General features: G+C 29.9%; 11 protein-coding genes and 2 pseudogenes. 5 read left to right on the top strand and 8 right to left on the bottom strand.

The window, feature by feature from the left end:
* Positions 1-8: 8 nt before the first annotated feature.
* The 4 genes and pseudogenes from lacC to MPTP_RS01670 form a co-directional block, all read right to left on the bottom strand.
* Positions 9-941: a tagatose-6-phosphate kinase gene (gene lacC / locus MPTP_RS01685; protein WP_013773289.1), complete on the bottom strand. Its 933-nt coding sequence runs from the start codon at positions 939-941 to the stop codon at positions 9-11.
* A 13-nt stretch (positions 942-954) separates the two neighbouring features.
* Positions 955-1,470: pseudogene (lacB, locus tag MPTP_RS01680) on the bottom strand (galactose-6-phosphate isomerase subunit LacB).
* 30 nt (positions 1,471-1,500) lie between these two features.
* A complete protein-coding gene (gene lacA, locus MPTP_RS01675; protein ID WP_013773288.1) occupies positions 1,501-1,932 on the bottom strand; it encodes a galactose-6-phosphate isomerase subunit LacA in 432 nt (143 codons plus the stop codon).
* Between the two features lie 574 nt (positions 1,933-2,506).
* Positions 2,507-3,271, bottom strand: a complete 765-nt coding sequence (locus tag MPTP_RS01670) for a DeoR/GlpR family DNA-binding transcription regulator (RefSeq protein ID WP_013773287.1) — start codon at positions 3,269-3,271, stop codon at positions 2,507-2,509.
* A 186-nt stretch (positions 3,272-3,457) separates the two neighbouring features.
* Here MPTP_RS01670 and MPTP_RS10335 point away from each other — a divergent pair, with 186 nt between their 5' ends.
* Positions 3,458-3,592 carry a phage tail tip lysozyme gene (locus MPTP_RS10335; RefSeq protein WP_158309122.1) on the top strand — a complete coding sequence of 45 codons (135 nt, stop codon included), beginning with the start codon at positions 3,458-3,460 and terminating at the stop codon, positions 3,590-3,592.
* Positions 3,593-4,521: 929 nt separating this feature from the next.
* Entirely contained in the window at positions 4,522-5,547 is a 1,026-nt protein-coding gene (locus MPTP_RS01665) for a glycosyltransferase family protein (RefSeq protein ID WP_331449790.1), read from the top strand.
* Positions 5,548-5,782: 235 nt separating this feature from the next.
* On the opposite strand, the gene MPTP_RS01660 is transcribed toward MPTP_RS01665, so the two are convergent.
* A complete protein-coding gene (locus MPTP_RS01660) occupies positions 5,783-6,466 on the bottom strand; it encodes an ABC transporter ATP-binding protein (RefSeq protein WP_013773285.1) in 684 nt (227 codons plus the stop codon).
* 11 nt (positions 6,467-6,477) lie between these two features.
* Positions 6,478-7,560, bottom strand: coding sequence for an ABC transporter permease (locus MPTP_RS01655; protein ID WP_013773284.1), 1,083 nt, complete (start codon positions 7,558-7,560; stop codon positions 6,478-6,480).
* Positions 7,561-7,890: 330 nt separating this feature from the next.
* On the opposite strand from MPTP_RS01655, the gene MPTP_RS01650 reads away from it, so the two are divergent.
* Positions 7,891-9,300, top strand: coding sequence for a C69 family dipeptidase (locus MPTP_RS01650; protein WP_013773283.1), 1,410 nt, complete (start codon positions 7,891-7,893; stop codon positions 9,298-9,300).
* 317 nt (positions 9,301-9,617) lie between these two features.
* Here the strand turns inward: MPTP_RS01650 and MPTP_RS01645 are convergent.
* Positions 9,618-10,309, bottom strand: a pseudogene (locus MPTP_RS01645) (MgtC/SapB family protein).
* 547 nt (positions 10,310-10,856) lie between these two features.
* The gene (locus MPTP_RS01640) at positions 10,857-12,554 is read right to left on the bottom strand and encodes an SGNH/GDSL hydrolase family protein (RefSeq protein ID WP_013773280.1); all 1,698 of its coding nucleotides are present in this window, start codon (positions 12,552-12,554) and stop codon (positions 10,857-10,859) included.
* A gap of 451 nt (positions 12,555-13,005) precedes the next feature.
* On the opposite strand from MPTP_RS01640, the gene MPTP_RS01635 reads away from it, so the two are divergent.
* Positions 13,006-14,667 carry a polysaccharide lyase family protein gene (locus MPTP_RS01635; protein ID WP_013773279.1) on the top strand — a complete coding sequence of 554 codons (1,662 nt, stop codon included), beginning with the start codon at positions 13,006-13,008 and terminating at the stop codon, positions 14,665-14,667.
* Complete coding sequence (locus MPTP_RS09840) at positions 14,668-14,877, top strand: hypothetical protein (RefSeq protein ID WP_013773278.1); 210 nt, start codon at positions 14,668-14,670, stop codon at positions 14,875-14,877. It abuts the gene before it with no gap.
* The last annotated feature ends 10 nt before the right edge of the window (positions 14,878-14,887 follow it).

The raw sequence follows: 14,887 nt of genomic DNA, 5'->3' as shown, positions 1-14,887 counted from the left end.
CCTTCCTATTAAAATTTAATTATTTCGATTTGTTTTGATAAATCGTCAAAATGATCCATATTTACTCCGCCAGTTTCTGCTTCTTGTGCATTCAACATTCCTAGAGTATTTGCGATTTTTAAGACTTCTAAATCAGATTTATTTTCTGAAAGAGCGTAAGTTAACCCAGCCACAGTTACATCACCAGAGCCGACTGGATTTTTAACTTCAATTTTTGGTATTTTTACTTGATAAAAATTTTCCTGATGTTTAGCGAATGCTCCCTGACCTCCCATTGAAACAACAATCCACTCAATTCCTGAAAAAATCGGTTGGTCTAAAATGGATCGGAATTCATTTAGATCTTCTGGTAACTTTTTATTTAACAAACCTGAGAGCTCTTCAACATTTGGCTTAATGAGTAGAGGTTTTTCAGTACCTTTTAATACATATTCTAATGATTCACCTGAACAATCTAAAACAACAGGTTTATTTTGTTCATTACAAATCTTAATCATCTGAATATAAAAATCTTTGGAGAGCCCTTCTGGCAAACTTCCTGAAAACGAAAGAATATCCGCCTTTTTAACCAATTGCTTAAATTCCTTTAGAAAATTTTCTGCTTCCTCAGATGTAATCTTAGGTCCCTTTTCTAAAATCTCCGTTTGTTTTCCATCATGCAATATGGCAATACAATTTCTTGTTTCACCAGCAATCCTAGAAAATGCATGTTGAATTCCTTGTTCATTTAATTGTGCTTTAATTTGTTCTCCTAAAAAGCCACCAATTAAACCGCTTGCAATAACATCAGTGTTCAATTGTTTTAAGGTACGTGTAACATTTAGACCTTTTCCACCAGCTGTCTTTTTCACATGATTTACCCGATTGACAGTATTAAGTTGAAACTGTTCAAGTGGATAGGAAATATCAATCGATGGGTTCATTGTAATCGTAACAATCATTTGCTACTCTCCTTTAATCATGGTAAACACCTTGTTTCCACTTTTCAATAAACTCATCAAAAAATTGTGAATCTAATTGTTCAGGATGTTCTTTTTCTATTGAATTAATCTTATTAATTCATTTTTTATTAGCTTCACTTGGATGATACTCTGTATTAATGAAAGCCTCAATAATATCACAAATCAATAACTCTCCTGTAATGCGTCCGCCAAAACCAATAACATTTGCATTTAATTCTTGTTTTGCATAAATGGCTGTTGTCATATCCCGAACAAGTGCACTCCGAATACCTACCACCTTATTTGCTGCATTATTTATTCCAACACCTGTTCCACAAATACAAACACCTAGATCCGCCTCACCATTTATTACAGCTTCACCCACCTTTTTACCATACACTGGATAATGGGTTCGTGTAAAATCATAAGTGCCCACATCGATGACTTCATAATCTTTTGATTTTAAAAAATCAGATACAGCCATTTTTGTATCTGTAACAATATGATCACAACCGATAGCAATTTTCATAAACTTATTTCCTTTCTTGTTAATTTTACTTTATGCCATTTTATTTAACATATCCACACGAATTTGATGCCGACCACCTGCATAGTCTGCGCGTAAAAATTCTTTTACAATATTCTTGGCTAATTCCTCTCCAACAATTTTTTCACCTATAGTAATCATACGAGCATTATTATGTTCACGTGTCATATAAGCAGAACGTTCATCAGATACTTCTGCTGCAATCATTCCTTTTATTTTTGTTGCTACCATAAAACTCCCAGCACCATACCCATCAAAAGCAATTCCTAAACTTTCTTGATTAGCTAGCACTTCTTGAGCAATCTTAACCGTTGATTCAACAAAGTCTTCAGAAGGTTCTTCGCTTTTATCGATGAGCTCAAACCCGTTTTCTATTAAATACTGTTTGATATAATTTTTTAACATCATACCTTCAGTATCTGCTCCTATCACAACTCGCTTCATACAGTTTCCCTCCTCTATTAATTAAAACTAGTCAGAAATGCTTATTAGTTATATCGTTTCATCGTTGTTACTTATACTAAATGATTCGTTAACCATCAAACATTCTCTTTCACTGATAAATTAACAATAGCAAAGTAAGCAGTTTCATTTATGACCAGCTAAATTATTTTTTCTTTATGATTATTTCTTAATCATCAAATCTTTTGTGCTTAATGAATTCCCTTACAAAAAAGTATTCTTTACTAATAAAAATAAATACAATTATACTTTTCATTACTAAATAAATTTATATCTTTATGATAAATGATAAATAAACATTTATCAACATTTTAAGTTTGATTTTTTTTGTTAATTTATATTAAAGCAACCTAATTTATTAAATAATTCAAAGTTAAAAAATGATCAAAAATTAAAAAATGTTAATTTTTTCTTTATTGCTCATTAAATTATGTTTCTTATTAATGCAAAGTTAAGGATTTTTTTGAATATCCTTAACTGATTTAAATTTATTAGCTAGAATAACAAAATTTTATGTGTCTATTTTTCTTATTTAAGTATTATTTTTTCAAATTTCCTACAAATCAGTTTCCACTAATAACACATGTTCATTTTTAATTTGTTCGTAATGCCGTTGTGTGTCTTTATTTGTAATAATTTTGGTCATTTTATTTAGATCATAATAAACACAAAAATCTGTTTTTCCAATTTTAGAAGCATCTACTAATAAAAAACGTTCTTGTGAGTTATCTAAGGCAATCGCCTGGGTTTGCCCTTCTTCCAAAGTAGCGGTCATAATTGCTTGTTCTTTCAATGCATTACAACTAAAAAAAGTTTTATGAAATTTCATAGTCATCAAAATTTTATTAGGAATTTCTCCTACAAAAGCTTGTGTACTATTTCTTAGCTCACCACCAATCAAATAAATCTGATTTTGTTCTCTCTTTGTGTTTAAAATTTTAAACACAGGTAAGCAGTTCGTTACCAACAAAAGATTTTTTTTATTGATTGCTTTTGCCACAAGTTCGATCGTTGTACCTGGACCTAAAAAGATAGCTTCATCCTCATTTATCAGTTCAACTGCTTTTTGAGCAATCGCCTTTTTCTCTGCTATGTTAATAATTTGCTTTTCTTTATGAGATAGTTCCTCGTTAAATGTATTAATTTTTGCTCCCCCATGAACTCTTTTAAGCAATCCTTGTACTTCCATAGTTGCCAGGTCTCTTCTAACTGTCATATCAGAAACACTTAGTTTTTCCATAATATCATTTACCTTAATTGTTCCAGTATCTGACATAGTTAACAAGTTCATAATCGCCTTGTATCGTTCATCTCTTATCAACTTTTTTCCTCTTTTCTATCTTAAAGTCCTCATTTAGACACTTTTCTACTCAGTCAGCTTATTTGCTTCTAGTATACCTAAATTACCTATATTTCTAAAGATTTACACCTATCATGACCATAAAAAAATCTTCAAATCAAATTATCTATAAATGAAATAATAAATGTAAATTATCCCATCTATTAGATAAAAAACGACTCTACAACAAAAATAGCAATAAAAGTTTGGAATTACCTAACAAACAAAACTTGGAGTAAAGAATCAGTAATAGGCATTCTAGGCAATATACAGTCTGAAAGTGGAAATATTGCTAAGCATTAGGAATCAGATATTATTGGTAATATGAATGGTGATTATGAATTAGTTCAATAGACATCTACCAATAAATACATTAATTAAGCCAAAAACAAATAGATTGATTTATCAGGATATTATTGAATAATTTTATCCCTAATTTAAGCAATTTAGCTACAAATATTATTAACAATTTAGGAATTCAAAGTTAAATTCTATACTTTACTAAATGACTGATAAAGTCTATCGACTTGGTAACGATTATCAAGTATAATAAAACGGTAATTGAGGTGCTAATAATAAATTGAAAAACAGAGAATATCGCAGCAAATTCAATGATATTTTCTTTTTACTTATTCGTTATATCTATTTAGTATTTAAAATAATGTAACTTATGTATATAAATTTTTAGATGAATAAAAAAGTAATGATTAGAAAGGAATGTTATTTTGCGGCCAAAAATAATACATACAATAAACTATCTTTTTTTTCTAGCTATATTATTGATTTTATGGAATGCCATTCGATCACAAAATTTTGATTTATCACAGTTAACAAATAAATTTTTATTTTTTATATTATTAATTGGTCTACTGATTATTTTTATGACCCAAAAATCAACTAATGAAAAAAAAAGGTTTATAAAGTTTTTATTTTTTTTTAAAGAAAATGCCCGTATATGTCAAGTGATTGTCTTTGTTTCTTTAATCCTCATTCAAATGCTTATTATTTTAAATTATACTGGTGAATTTAATTGGGATGTTAGTTTGATCTCCAGGATAAATAAAGCACCTAGTTCTAATATTAATAATTATTTATCTCAAAATCCAAATAATGCTTTATATTTTTTTATTTTAAGCTTTTTTTCCAGAATACAAAATTTTATTTTTTTAGACTCGGATAGCTTATGGAATTATTTTCAACTGATTAATTGTTTAATTTTAGATCTTTCATTTTTGCTACTCTTTCAAACAGCTACTATTATTTTTAATAAAAAAACGGCCTATATTGTTTTTTATTTATCGCTTTTTTCTTTAGGCTTTTCACCTTGGATTTTGGTTCCCTATACAGATACAATTGCCTTTTTCTTAACTTCTTGTGTCTTTTTTATTTATAGTTTATTGCAACATAATTTAGAAAAAAATAGGTATTTATTTGTCTTACTATTAGACATATTTTTAGGATTATTTGTTGGGTTTGAATTTTTGCTTAAACCATCTTCAATTGTATTCTTGATCGCTCTTCCTATTATTTCTTTATTCGTTCAAAATAAAAGAACGGATAAAAATTTAACATGGAAAAAAGGTATGTTAACCATTTTATTTGTATTTTCCTTTTTCTGTATTTTTCTGAGTTTTTCTTATGTTAAAAATCATCAAAATCTAGTATCTTTTGAAACAGAACAAAATCAAGCGAAACCTTGCCTTTTCTTTATGATGATGGGATTACATGGAACTGGTGGTTTCAATGGTGAAGACACAGCTAAAATTCTTTCCATTCCAACTAGAGAACAAAAAATAGCTTATGCAAAAAAGGAAATTATTCATCGGTTAAAAGATTATGGTCCAATGGGATATGTTAAATTTCTATTTAACAAATACGCGTATAACACACAAAATGGTGATTTTGGTTGGTCAAAAGATGGAAAACCAATCTTTAATAAACCCGCTAAGAATAAATTTCAACTGTTCATCCACGAAGTCTACTCTTACCAACATGCGAGAAATAAAGATTTACGTTTCTTTATGCAATGTATTTGGCTCGTTGTTTTAGTAGGCATGCTTTTCTCATATAAAGAAATAAAAAATGCTAAAATTGGATTAATATTAAAACTATCAATTTTGGGAGGTCTCCTTTTCTTATTGCTATTTGAAGGTGGACGTTCTAGATACCTCATTCAATATTTACCAATGTTTTATCTTTTAGCTGGTCTGGGTTATGCTAGACATTTTTCTATTTCAGATGAACAACCAGTATTTTAAACAAGCTAAAAATTAGAAAATATAACAAGTTATACCGACGACTCAATTTAGAAATAAATCATAATTTAAAAAAATAACTGAATAAAATTTAATACTTATAGAACAATAAATAAAAAAGACAACCTAAAAATTAGTTTTTTATTGTCTTTTTTTATTTATTTTATTTGGTTACTAGGAAGATAACATAGGACAACAATAATTTATTCTTTTTAATTAAAAACAATTATTCTAAAAATTATTCTTCTAGTGGGTGATTTGCTTTTTGTAAAACACCATCTTGCATGATAAATACTGTATCACATAGATGAACCAGACGGGTATCATGAGTAACCATTACAATTGCTTTATTTTTTTCTTTAGTTTCATTTGCTAAAATTTTAACTACTTCATAAGCTTTTTTTGAATCCAAACTGGCTGTCGGCTCATCTGCCAAGATAATTGTAGGATCATTATATAGGGCACGAGCAATGGCTACTCGTTGACGCTCGCCACCTGAAAGTTGATTTGGGAATTTATTTGCTAAATGAGCAATTCCCAATTGATTAAAAAGACTTATCGCATAAGATTGATGGTTGGTTCGGTTCACCTTATCTACTAAAATTAATTGTTTTTTTGCCGTCAAAAAAGGAACTAAATTTGAGGATTGTAAAATAAAACCAATCTCTTTAAAACGCAAGTTACTGCGTTCCCTTTCATTCTTTGAACTAAACGGCTGACCATTAATGAAGATTTCTCCCCTTGAAGGTTGCTGTAGTCCACCCGCTAAAGTTAAAAAGGTACTTTTACCGGAACCCGATGGACCAACAATGGCAATAAATTTTCCTTGATCTATCGATATACTTGTTTGCTTCAAAGCTTGAATTATTTGATCGCCATCCTTAAACCTTTTTTCCACCTTTTTAAATTCAATTGTATGCATCTTTTTTCTCCTCACTGCCCAATTACCTTTAAGGGATCAATTTTAATGATGGTTCTAACTGAAAAAAGTGTTCCCAACAATGCCATAAGTAGCATCAAAAAGGCGATAATGCTAAAAAATAACCAATTATTTTGAAAGGGAACTACCTCTGGCAGTAAAAGTGAAGTTACCAAAGTTCCGATAAATCCAAGTAAAATACCTGTAAATGTTAATAAAAAGGTTTGAACAAATAATGACCATGTGATAAATGCTTCAGTGATGCCTTGTGTTTTCATTATGCCGAAAATATTACTTTTTTGTATTGTTAATACATAAATAAAAATTCCAATGACAGTGGCTGCAATCACAATTAAAAAACCAATCATAAAACCAAATGTTAACAGATGTGCCTGATACCCTGGAAGATGCTTAATAAATGTAGAAATGGTAATTTTCTCAAGTGTATTTGGCAATCTTTGAACTTCTCCTCTTATAATAATTGCATTTATCTTTTTATTTTTCTCAGAACTAGAATAGCTATCTTTAGAATGAAGCTGCTGTGCAGCAGATAATGAAATATAAACAACGGGTGAGACACTAAGCTTTGCATATTCGGTAAAACCGACCAATTTAAACGTCTCTGAATTTCCAGCAAGCTTGATAGTATCACCAATATGTAATCCGTATTCCTTTTTTAGACTGATATCGCCAATCGCCTCATCATTTTTTGTAAAAGCCTTACCTCCAATTAAATTGGGCATCAAGAATTGTTCTTTTTCAATACCTAAAAAACGAACATTAATTTTTTTTGGCTGCTTTTTTTGTTGATTACTCACAATAACTTCAGGTGTCTGTGTTAAATAAGCTTTTTGACTTGCTTTAACTGCCTGTGCACTTTTTTCAGCAATACTAGATGTATCTAATGTTGCATTTGCATCTTGAGATAGAACGATTTGATCTGCTTGCCACCGATCAATTGCTTCACGGTTTTCCTCTGCTAGACCATAAGCTAATCCGGTTAAAAAAAAGACCAAATAGGCAATCAGCATAACAACACCAATAATTAAGATATAACGTAATTTAGAATAAAAAATTTCATTGATTGCTAAAAACATTAAATTGCCTCCGCTTCTATCGGTCACTTCTGTGAGCTATCAATTCTATTTTAAGATTATTAGGTACCTTTAGAAAAGAACTATGCCTGTGAAAAATGTTTCATAAATTCTAAGTATTGTTGTGTATGTAGATTTTCAATTTTGGATAGTTATGTTCATTCATTTATATTTTTAACAAAATTAGACGAAAAATAAAATGATCTTTCAGTAGTTTCTTCAGATTTTCAAAATAAATAAAAAATAGAACCATTAGAATCTACTGCTATTTGCTTTTCTTTTTTTTAATTATATACTTTCATTAACTATAGCGTATAGAAAGAAGTAATAATTATGGAGAAAAGAATTGGTTCTTGTACAACTATATTGGTTGGAAAAAAGGCATCATTAGATGGTAGTACTTTAATTGCACGAAATGAAGATGCATTTGGACAACCAAATCCGCAAAAATTTGTTGTTATAACACCCGATCAGCAACCAAACATTTTTCACTCAGTCGTTACTAACATTGATATTCCTTTACCTGATAATCCATTAAGATATACAGCAACGCCAGATTCTGATGATTCTGAAGGTGTCTGGGGAGCTTCTGGCATTAATAGTGCCAATGTAGCAATGACAGCTACTGAAACAATTACCACAAATATAAGAGTGCAAAGTATTGATCCATTTGTAGAAAATGGTATTGGTGAAGCTGATTTACTAACGATTGTTTTGCCTTATATTCATTCTGCTAAAGAAGGTGTGCTTCGTTTAGGTTCACTTTTAAAAAAATATGGTACGTATGAACCAAATGCAATTGCCTTTTCAGATAAAAATGAAATCTGGTACCTTGAAACACTTGGTGGCCATCATTGGGCAGCAATTAAAATTCCGGATGCTTCCTATGTTGTTGCACCCAATCGATTGAATATTGATAATTTTGATTTTAATTCTTCTGATACCTTATATTCAGATGACTTACCTGACATGATTGAAAAATATCAATTAAATCCAGATTTCGAGGGAGTCAATCTTCGCCATATTTTTGGTAGTTCTTCTGAGAAAGATACTATTTATAACAATCCTAGAGCTTGGTATATTCAAAAGCACTTTAATCCAAGTATTTCTGATAAAATTTCACCAGAAGATCAAGATTTACCATTTATTTGTTATCCAGAGAAAAAAATCAGTATTGAGGATATAAAATGGGCATTAAGTTCTCATTTTCAAAATACTCCTTTTGATCCTTATGGGAATGGAACAAAAATTGAAAAGAAACTTTATCGTCCAATTGGTATTAACAGAAACCAAGAAGCACATATTTTACAAATCCGTTCAAACGTGCCTGATGAAATTGCTGGCATTCATTGGCTTGCTTTTGGTCCGAATACCTTTAATGCGATGGTTCCCTTCTATACAATGATTGAAGAAACACCAGCAATCTATAATAGTGCCGTTCATGAATTTGATCCAACAACAGTTTATTGGTTAACAAGAGTTGTTGCAGTAATTGGTGATGCTAACTATCATCTTTATAGTGACCTAGTAAATGATTATGAGCTAAAGACAATGGCTGCTTGCAAACAACTTCATTATGCTATCGATGACAAAGCACTAACCCATCAAATGACTATAGCTGAACTCGAAGAAGCCAACCAAAAAATGGCAAATATTTCTTTGGAAAATCTAAAAAAATTGCTTTATGAAATGGTTCAGGTTGGTACATTAAATATGAATCTTCGCTTTACACTAAATGATTAGGTAAATATAAGTAAAAGGAAATTCTAATTATTGAGCTATTACCAACTAATTCGGTTAATTGACTTTCACAATTAATCATCTAATAAAAAATAGAGACTGAACAAAGTTAAAATATAAACTTTATTCTGTCTCTATTTTTTATTAGATGATTTTCTATATCCACTATAATCGATAGATATCTTCATGATCCAATTAAAGATAATATAAATTTATTTTCGCCAATCATCTTCTAGTAATTATTATTAACAAACAATACACTTTACGAAGATAACAGTTTAAATATATTAAAATAATACATTCAATGACTAATCAATTCATTAAGCTGTAATTAAACGAATTTTCATTATATTTTTATTTTTTGATATATCTTCAATTATACTTGTATAGGACATACCTTTGGGCAAAGAAACTGTATAAATATTCGTATATACTTTATGGTCTGTACGTAAATCAACTGCAAAATTGATGTCTTTGATTTCTACATGATTATCAACAAAATATTCTGTAAGAAATTCTTTTGTTTCTACTCGATGAACATATTTCACTTCAACTTTCTTCAATGTTGGGACTTTGATGATTTTTTTTAAAAAGTTAATATTAATGTAATAGCAATAAATCCAGCAATTGCAATTTTATAATAACCCATACCGATAGCTAAACCAATTCCTGCAACCGCCCAAATTGATGCAGCTGTTGTCAATCCAGAAACCGAATGTTTTGTAACAACAATTGTACCTGCTCCCAAAAAACCAATCCCACTAACAACTTGCGCAATCAGTCTTGCCGGATCAGAACGAATTACCTCTAATGTTTTTGGATGGGCAAGTGAAACCTTTAATGAATCAATCGCTATTTGTTCTTGAATCATTGCAACAATGGTTGCTCCTAAACAAACTAGAATATACGTTCTGATTCCCGCTGGCCTATTCTTAAATTCTCTATCAAATCCAATGATTCCAGCAACAAAAGATGCAAGAACCAAGCGCAAGATAATTTCATGCATTGTCATTATGCATCTCTTCTTTCTTTTTCTTAGTATATACAATAAATATTAAGTTTTTTTATATTTATAAATCGTTCTAATCTAGTTCATATTTACTAGGTATTAATCTCTAGACCGTTAGAATTTACTACTAAATTAGGATAATGAACTTACTTAATTTATATTTTCTATTTATTCATGTCTAGCTCTATCAATTATTCATAAAAAAAGCTAATCTATTCAATGTAGAATAGATTAGCTTTATAGTCAACTACTTTATTTTTTGCTTATTATAATAAATTAGACAGGTATTTTACAAATATTAATATTCTATACAATGTTTAAATAAGGTATCATCAAAATATATTGAATAATTTTAATATTTTAATAATTATGAAGAAAGCTAGTTATAGTTAGAAAATAGCTAAGATAGCTTAAAACAATACAGATTAGAAACAAGTAAATACCATTTAATCGTTAAATAGGTTTATTTTATCTATTATTCAAGACATCAAATTTTAGCTATTAACAATCCGTAATTTTCCTAATTTATTCTTCAATAGTTCTTCGTTATTTACGAGGTAATTGGAATTAAATCACTAAATATTTCCTGATGTTGTTTCTCATTGTATCCCCTAACCTTTATGGCATATTGGTTGCCTTTTTTGATTTGATAACTGTGTAGATCTGTTACTCTGGTAGCAGGTAGTTCTTCTAAAATACTTTCTTGTTCGTTTATAATGTCTTTTAAAATAATTTGATAATTGTTTATGCCTGTATAATGGTTAAACCGAAGAGAAAAAGCAAATTTATCAGGGAAAGTATCCGTATCTTTTTCATATAAATTAACTCCTGTTATTTTCTCTTTCGTTTGTTTTTTATTCATAAATTCATGCACTAAAGTGAATTGTTCGACAGGTGAACCACATTTAAACGTATGAGCACTTACTTCATAGCAAACGTGATAATGATTTTTAACAGCAATATCATTGAAAAAAGGCTGTAAGGTAATGATGGTCTTTATATTTTCTTCCTGAATAACTTTAACAGAATAATAAAGTGCATTAGAAACTGCTGACCAACGAACAAAAATTTTATTTTCTAAGATTGTTGCAGTTAGGTTTGTAGGTTTATCTAGCAAAACAGGAAAATGTTCTGATTGAAATTGAATTTCAGGAAATTCTTCTGTAAACTTTTTAGCAATGAATTTTGCCATCATTTTTGCACCTAATTGATTAAAATATGTCGCATCTGTTAAACCATCCTCGAAATTTTTATATTGATGTTTTGGTAATTGCATAAACAAACATTTTGCTTTTTTCTCTCCTAATAAAGACAAGAATTCAGCTCCCATCTTGCCTAAATCAATTACTGGAATCTGGTAACGTTCAGCCATTGCTAATGTGACTTGTCGATAATCATCAAAACTGATAACTGCTTCAAAGGGATGAACAAAATGGTATCTAGGAGGTGGAGTAATTAATACAGGATGGACCTTTCGGTCTAAAGCACTTAAAATATATTGTTCTAAATATTTTGCAAAATCTTGACTTGCCACATAACGCATTGGTCGAAAGGTCGTTGCGTCATTGTCTCCCCATTGAATCAATAAATAATCATCCTCTTTTAAGAAAGCTAATAATTGAGCAAATTTTCCTTCTTCAATAAATGACCGTGAACTTCTTCCACCAATTGACCTATTAACAATTGTTAGGTTTTCTGATGAATAGTTGTATGCCTGAGGATAGCTACTTGTTTTATCCCTAATTATTGTAGCGTTATGTCCTTCAAAAAGATAAAAATAAAGAAACTCTCCCCAACCTGCTTGTGGAAAATCTTTTGGTTCATAAGTTTGAGCGGTTGAATCAGAAGCAATATAAATGGTTGGTTTATCTGCTTTTTCTTGTTTTTTTTCTTCCAAGGAAAGTGAGTGGACCAAAAGTTCTTCCGTTGCTGCTTCAATCGCTTTAAAGGTTAATTCCAATTGATGTTGTGATAAAAAAACTTCAAATGTTAATTCCTTCTCTTCCTTAGCATTGAGCGAAAAAGTATAGCTAACCAAATTGTTGATCATTACTTGATAAGACCCATAAGCATTTTGACTATTTTGAACACGTAATTTGATAGAATAGTTTTTTGCTAGCGTCATTATTCTCGCATGTGTTCCTTCAAAATAATGAAATGTACCAATTGTAGCTGTATCGTGATTTAGAGGTGCTGATTCTTCTTCAAAATAATGAAATTGAAATAAAATTGGAAATAACTGATCCACTTGTAATTGTGTATCTACTACCTCTCTTGGATGATAAACTTCATCTACCCACCCTAAAGCAGATTATGCATACGAACGATCAAAAAATTCCCATCTAGCTGTTTCATTATTATCAATTTTTTCCATGCTAATCCTTCCTTTTCAATTTACTAATTTTAGTTCTCTTATAAATTAAAGATAGCGTTTTCCTATACATGTAAATTGGATACACAAAAACCTAATATTGATTATTGAAAACAAAAAAAATTCAAGTATGGTTAAAGGTAGATACATAAAAAAGCAATCCCTAAAAATAATGTATCCGTTTTCTGTATAGAAAGCAAGTCCAATTTTATTGGTTATTTATCAGCAAAAAGGTCAATAAAAATATCGTTCATTCTTTTATTCTATTTAAAATTGCTAGATTTTTTGCTTATTAAATAAATAAAAAATTTGATAAAAGAGGAAAAAAATGAAATTAGAAGTTCAAGGTTTAAATTGTTTTTTAGAAAATAAACAGTTGCAAGTATCATTTTCTCAAAATGGTACGGTTCATTCACTAAAGTATCAAGGAAAAGAATTGTTAGGAAATCTAGATGGTGCAAAAAATGACCCAAATAAAAAAAGTAGTTTCTATTGTGACTATCATGATGGAAAGCCTAGAAATTTACAACCTACTCAATTGAAAATTATTGAAAATTCGGATCATTGTCTGCATATCGCTTATCTTGATCTAACAAGTCCCCTAAATTTAGAATATCATATATTCTTATTAAATGATGAAGCCTGTATTTATGGGTATATCGTTGCTAAAACAACCGAGCAAGAAATGACAATCGGCGAATTGCGAACCGTTTATCGCTTAAATCATTCACTTTTTCCTATTGCTTATACTTCTGAAAGACAAGGCATTCAACCTAAAGCAAGTTATTTAGCCAAGTTTAAACAATTACAGGATGAGACATTTGAATTGCCTGATGGAAGTAAGTATACAAATAGTTCAGTTTATTCAAAGTATGATTATGCTGGTTATTTTAAGGACAATAATTTTTGGGGACAATATGGCGACCAATTTGGTTGTTGGTTTATCCCAATAGATCAAAGTTATTTTCCATCCGGTCCTTTAAAACAAGATTTATTAGTCCATTATGATGGCATTATTTTAAATTATTTAACAGGTGCCCATTTTGGTACAGGCAATTTTCAACTACCAAAACATTGGGAAAAATTCTATGGTCCTTGGTGTATCTACCTTAACCAAGGCGAGCAAAAAATAAGTGATGTTAAAAATAAAGTTAACCAATTAACAAAAAAACAAGATAGTTCTTGGTTTTCAAAAATAGAACCACGCTATCCAAATTTTTTAGTTGAGCTCACAGGAGAGCTAAATTTGACAGGAAAGGAGAATGCTAATGATTGGATAGTCATTTTAACCGATACAAAGGGAGATGTTTATACTCAAAAAGCTGGACGAATTTTTTATACAGAGACCCATAAAGATAATCACTTTCACATTCCTCATATTCATCCAGGTATATACCATTTATATGCTTATATTAAAGGAACAGAGATTTCAGAAGACTTTTATCTGGGTAGTTTTAAACTAACTAAAAATGAAGATTTAGGTCAACTTGATATTCCCTATCAAATGAAAAAACTTATCTGGAAAATTGGATATTTTTCTAAAACAACTGAACCATTTAAATTCAGTGACCAGCTTAGAAACTATATTTGGAAAGAATTAGTACCCAACTCTTTGACCTATCATGTTGGCTCATCAGAGGATTGGTATTATCTGCAAAACGATCATGGAAAATGGCAAATTAAATTTTCTAAACCAGAAAAATTAAATAAAAAATTTCTTTTAACGATCTGTTTGGCTGGAGCAACCCAAAAGCAAATGGAACCTGCGACTGGCGTACAATTCTTTGTAAGTTTAAACGGTCATCTACTTAAAAAGTATAGTTTTGAAAATGATCGTAGTGCCTATCGTTCAACCGTTACCAACGGTAAAAGTCATAAACTTGAATTAGTAATTGATGCCGCACAATTAACAAATATAAATGTAATTGATTTTGAAACGGACGGCTACATTTTATATGACATGATTAAATTTGAGGAGGAAAACAATTAAATGGAAAATTTAGGAAATCGTTTAACACTTAAACATAAGTTAGGTTTTTCAACTTTCCAATTAGCACAAGTAGCAGAAGTAATGATCACTACATGGCAAATGTATTATTTTACTACCTACATTGGTATTTCAATTGTTACTGTTACAGTAATGTTCTCATTAGGAAAAATCATTGGCTCAATTGTTACTCCAGTCTATGGTTATATCTAAGATCACTTAT

Source organism: Melissococcus plutonius ATCC 35311 (assembly GCF_000270185.1).
Lineage (GTDB): Bacteria > Bacillota > Bacilli > Lactobacillales > Enterococcaceae > Melissococcus > Melissococcus plutonius.
This window is presented reverse-complemented; position numbering and strand designations above follow the sequence as displayed.

Bases quoted from the DNA above. Each gene is read 5' to 3' on its own strand.
- lacC (WP_013773289.1), bottom strand. From the start codon at position 941: ATGATTGTTACGATTACAATGAACCCATCGATTGATATTTCCTATCCA.
- lacA (WP_013773288.1), bottom strand. From the start codon at position 1,932: ATGAAGCGAGTTGTGATAGGAGCAGATACTGAAGGTATGATGTTAAAA.
- MPTP_RS01660 (WP_013773285.1), bottom strand. From the start codon at position 6,466: ATGCATACAATTGAATTTAAAAAGGTGGAAAAAAGGTTTAAGGATGGC.
- MPTP_RS01655 (WP_013773284.1), bottom strand. From the start codon at position 7,560: ATGTTTTTAGCAATCAATGAAATTTTTTATTCTAAATTACGTTATATC.
- MPTP_RS01650 (WP_013773283.1), top strand. From the start codon at position 7,891: ATGGAGAAAAGAATTGGTTCTTGTACAACTATATTGGTTGGAAAAAAG.
- MPTP_RS01635 (WP_013773279.1), top strand. From the start codon at position 13,006: ATGAAATTAGAAGTTCAAGGTTTAAATTGTTTTTTAGAAAATAAACAG.
- MPTP_RS09840 (WP_013773278.1), top strand. From the start codon at position 14,668: ATGGAAAATTTAGGAAATCGTTTAACACTTAAACATAAGTTAGGTTTT.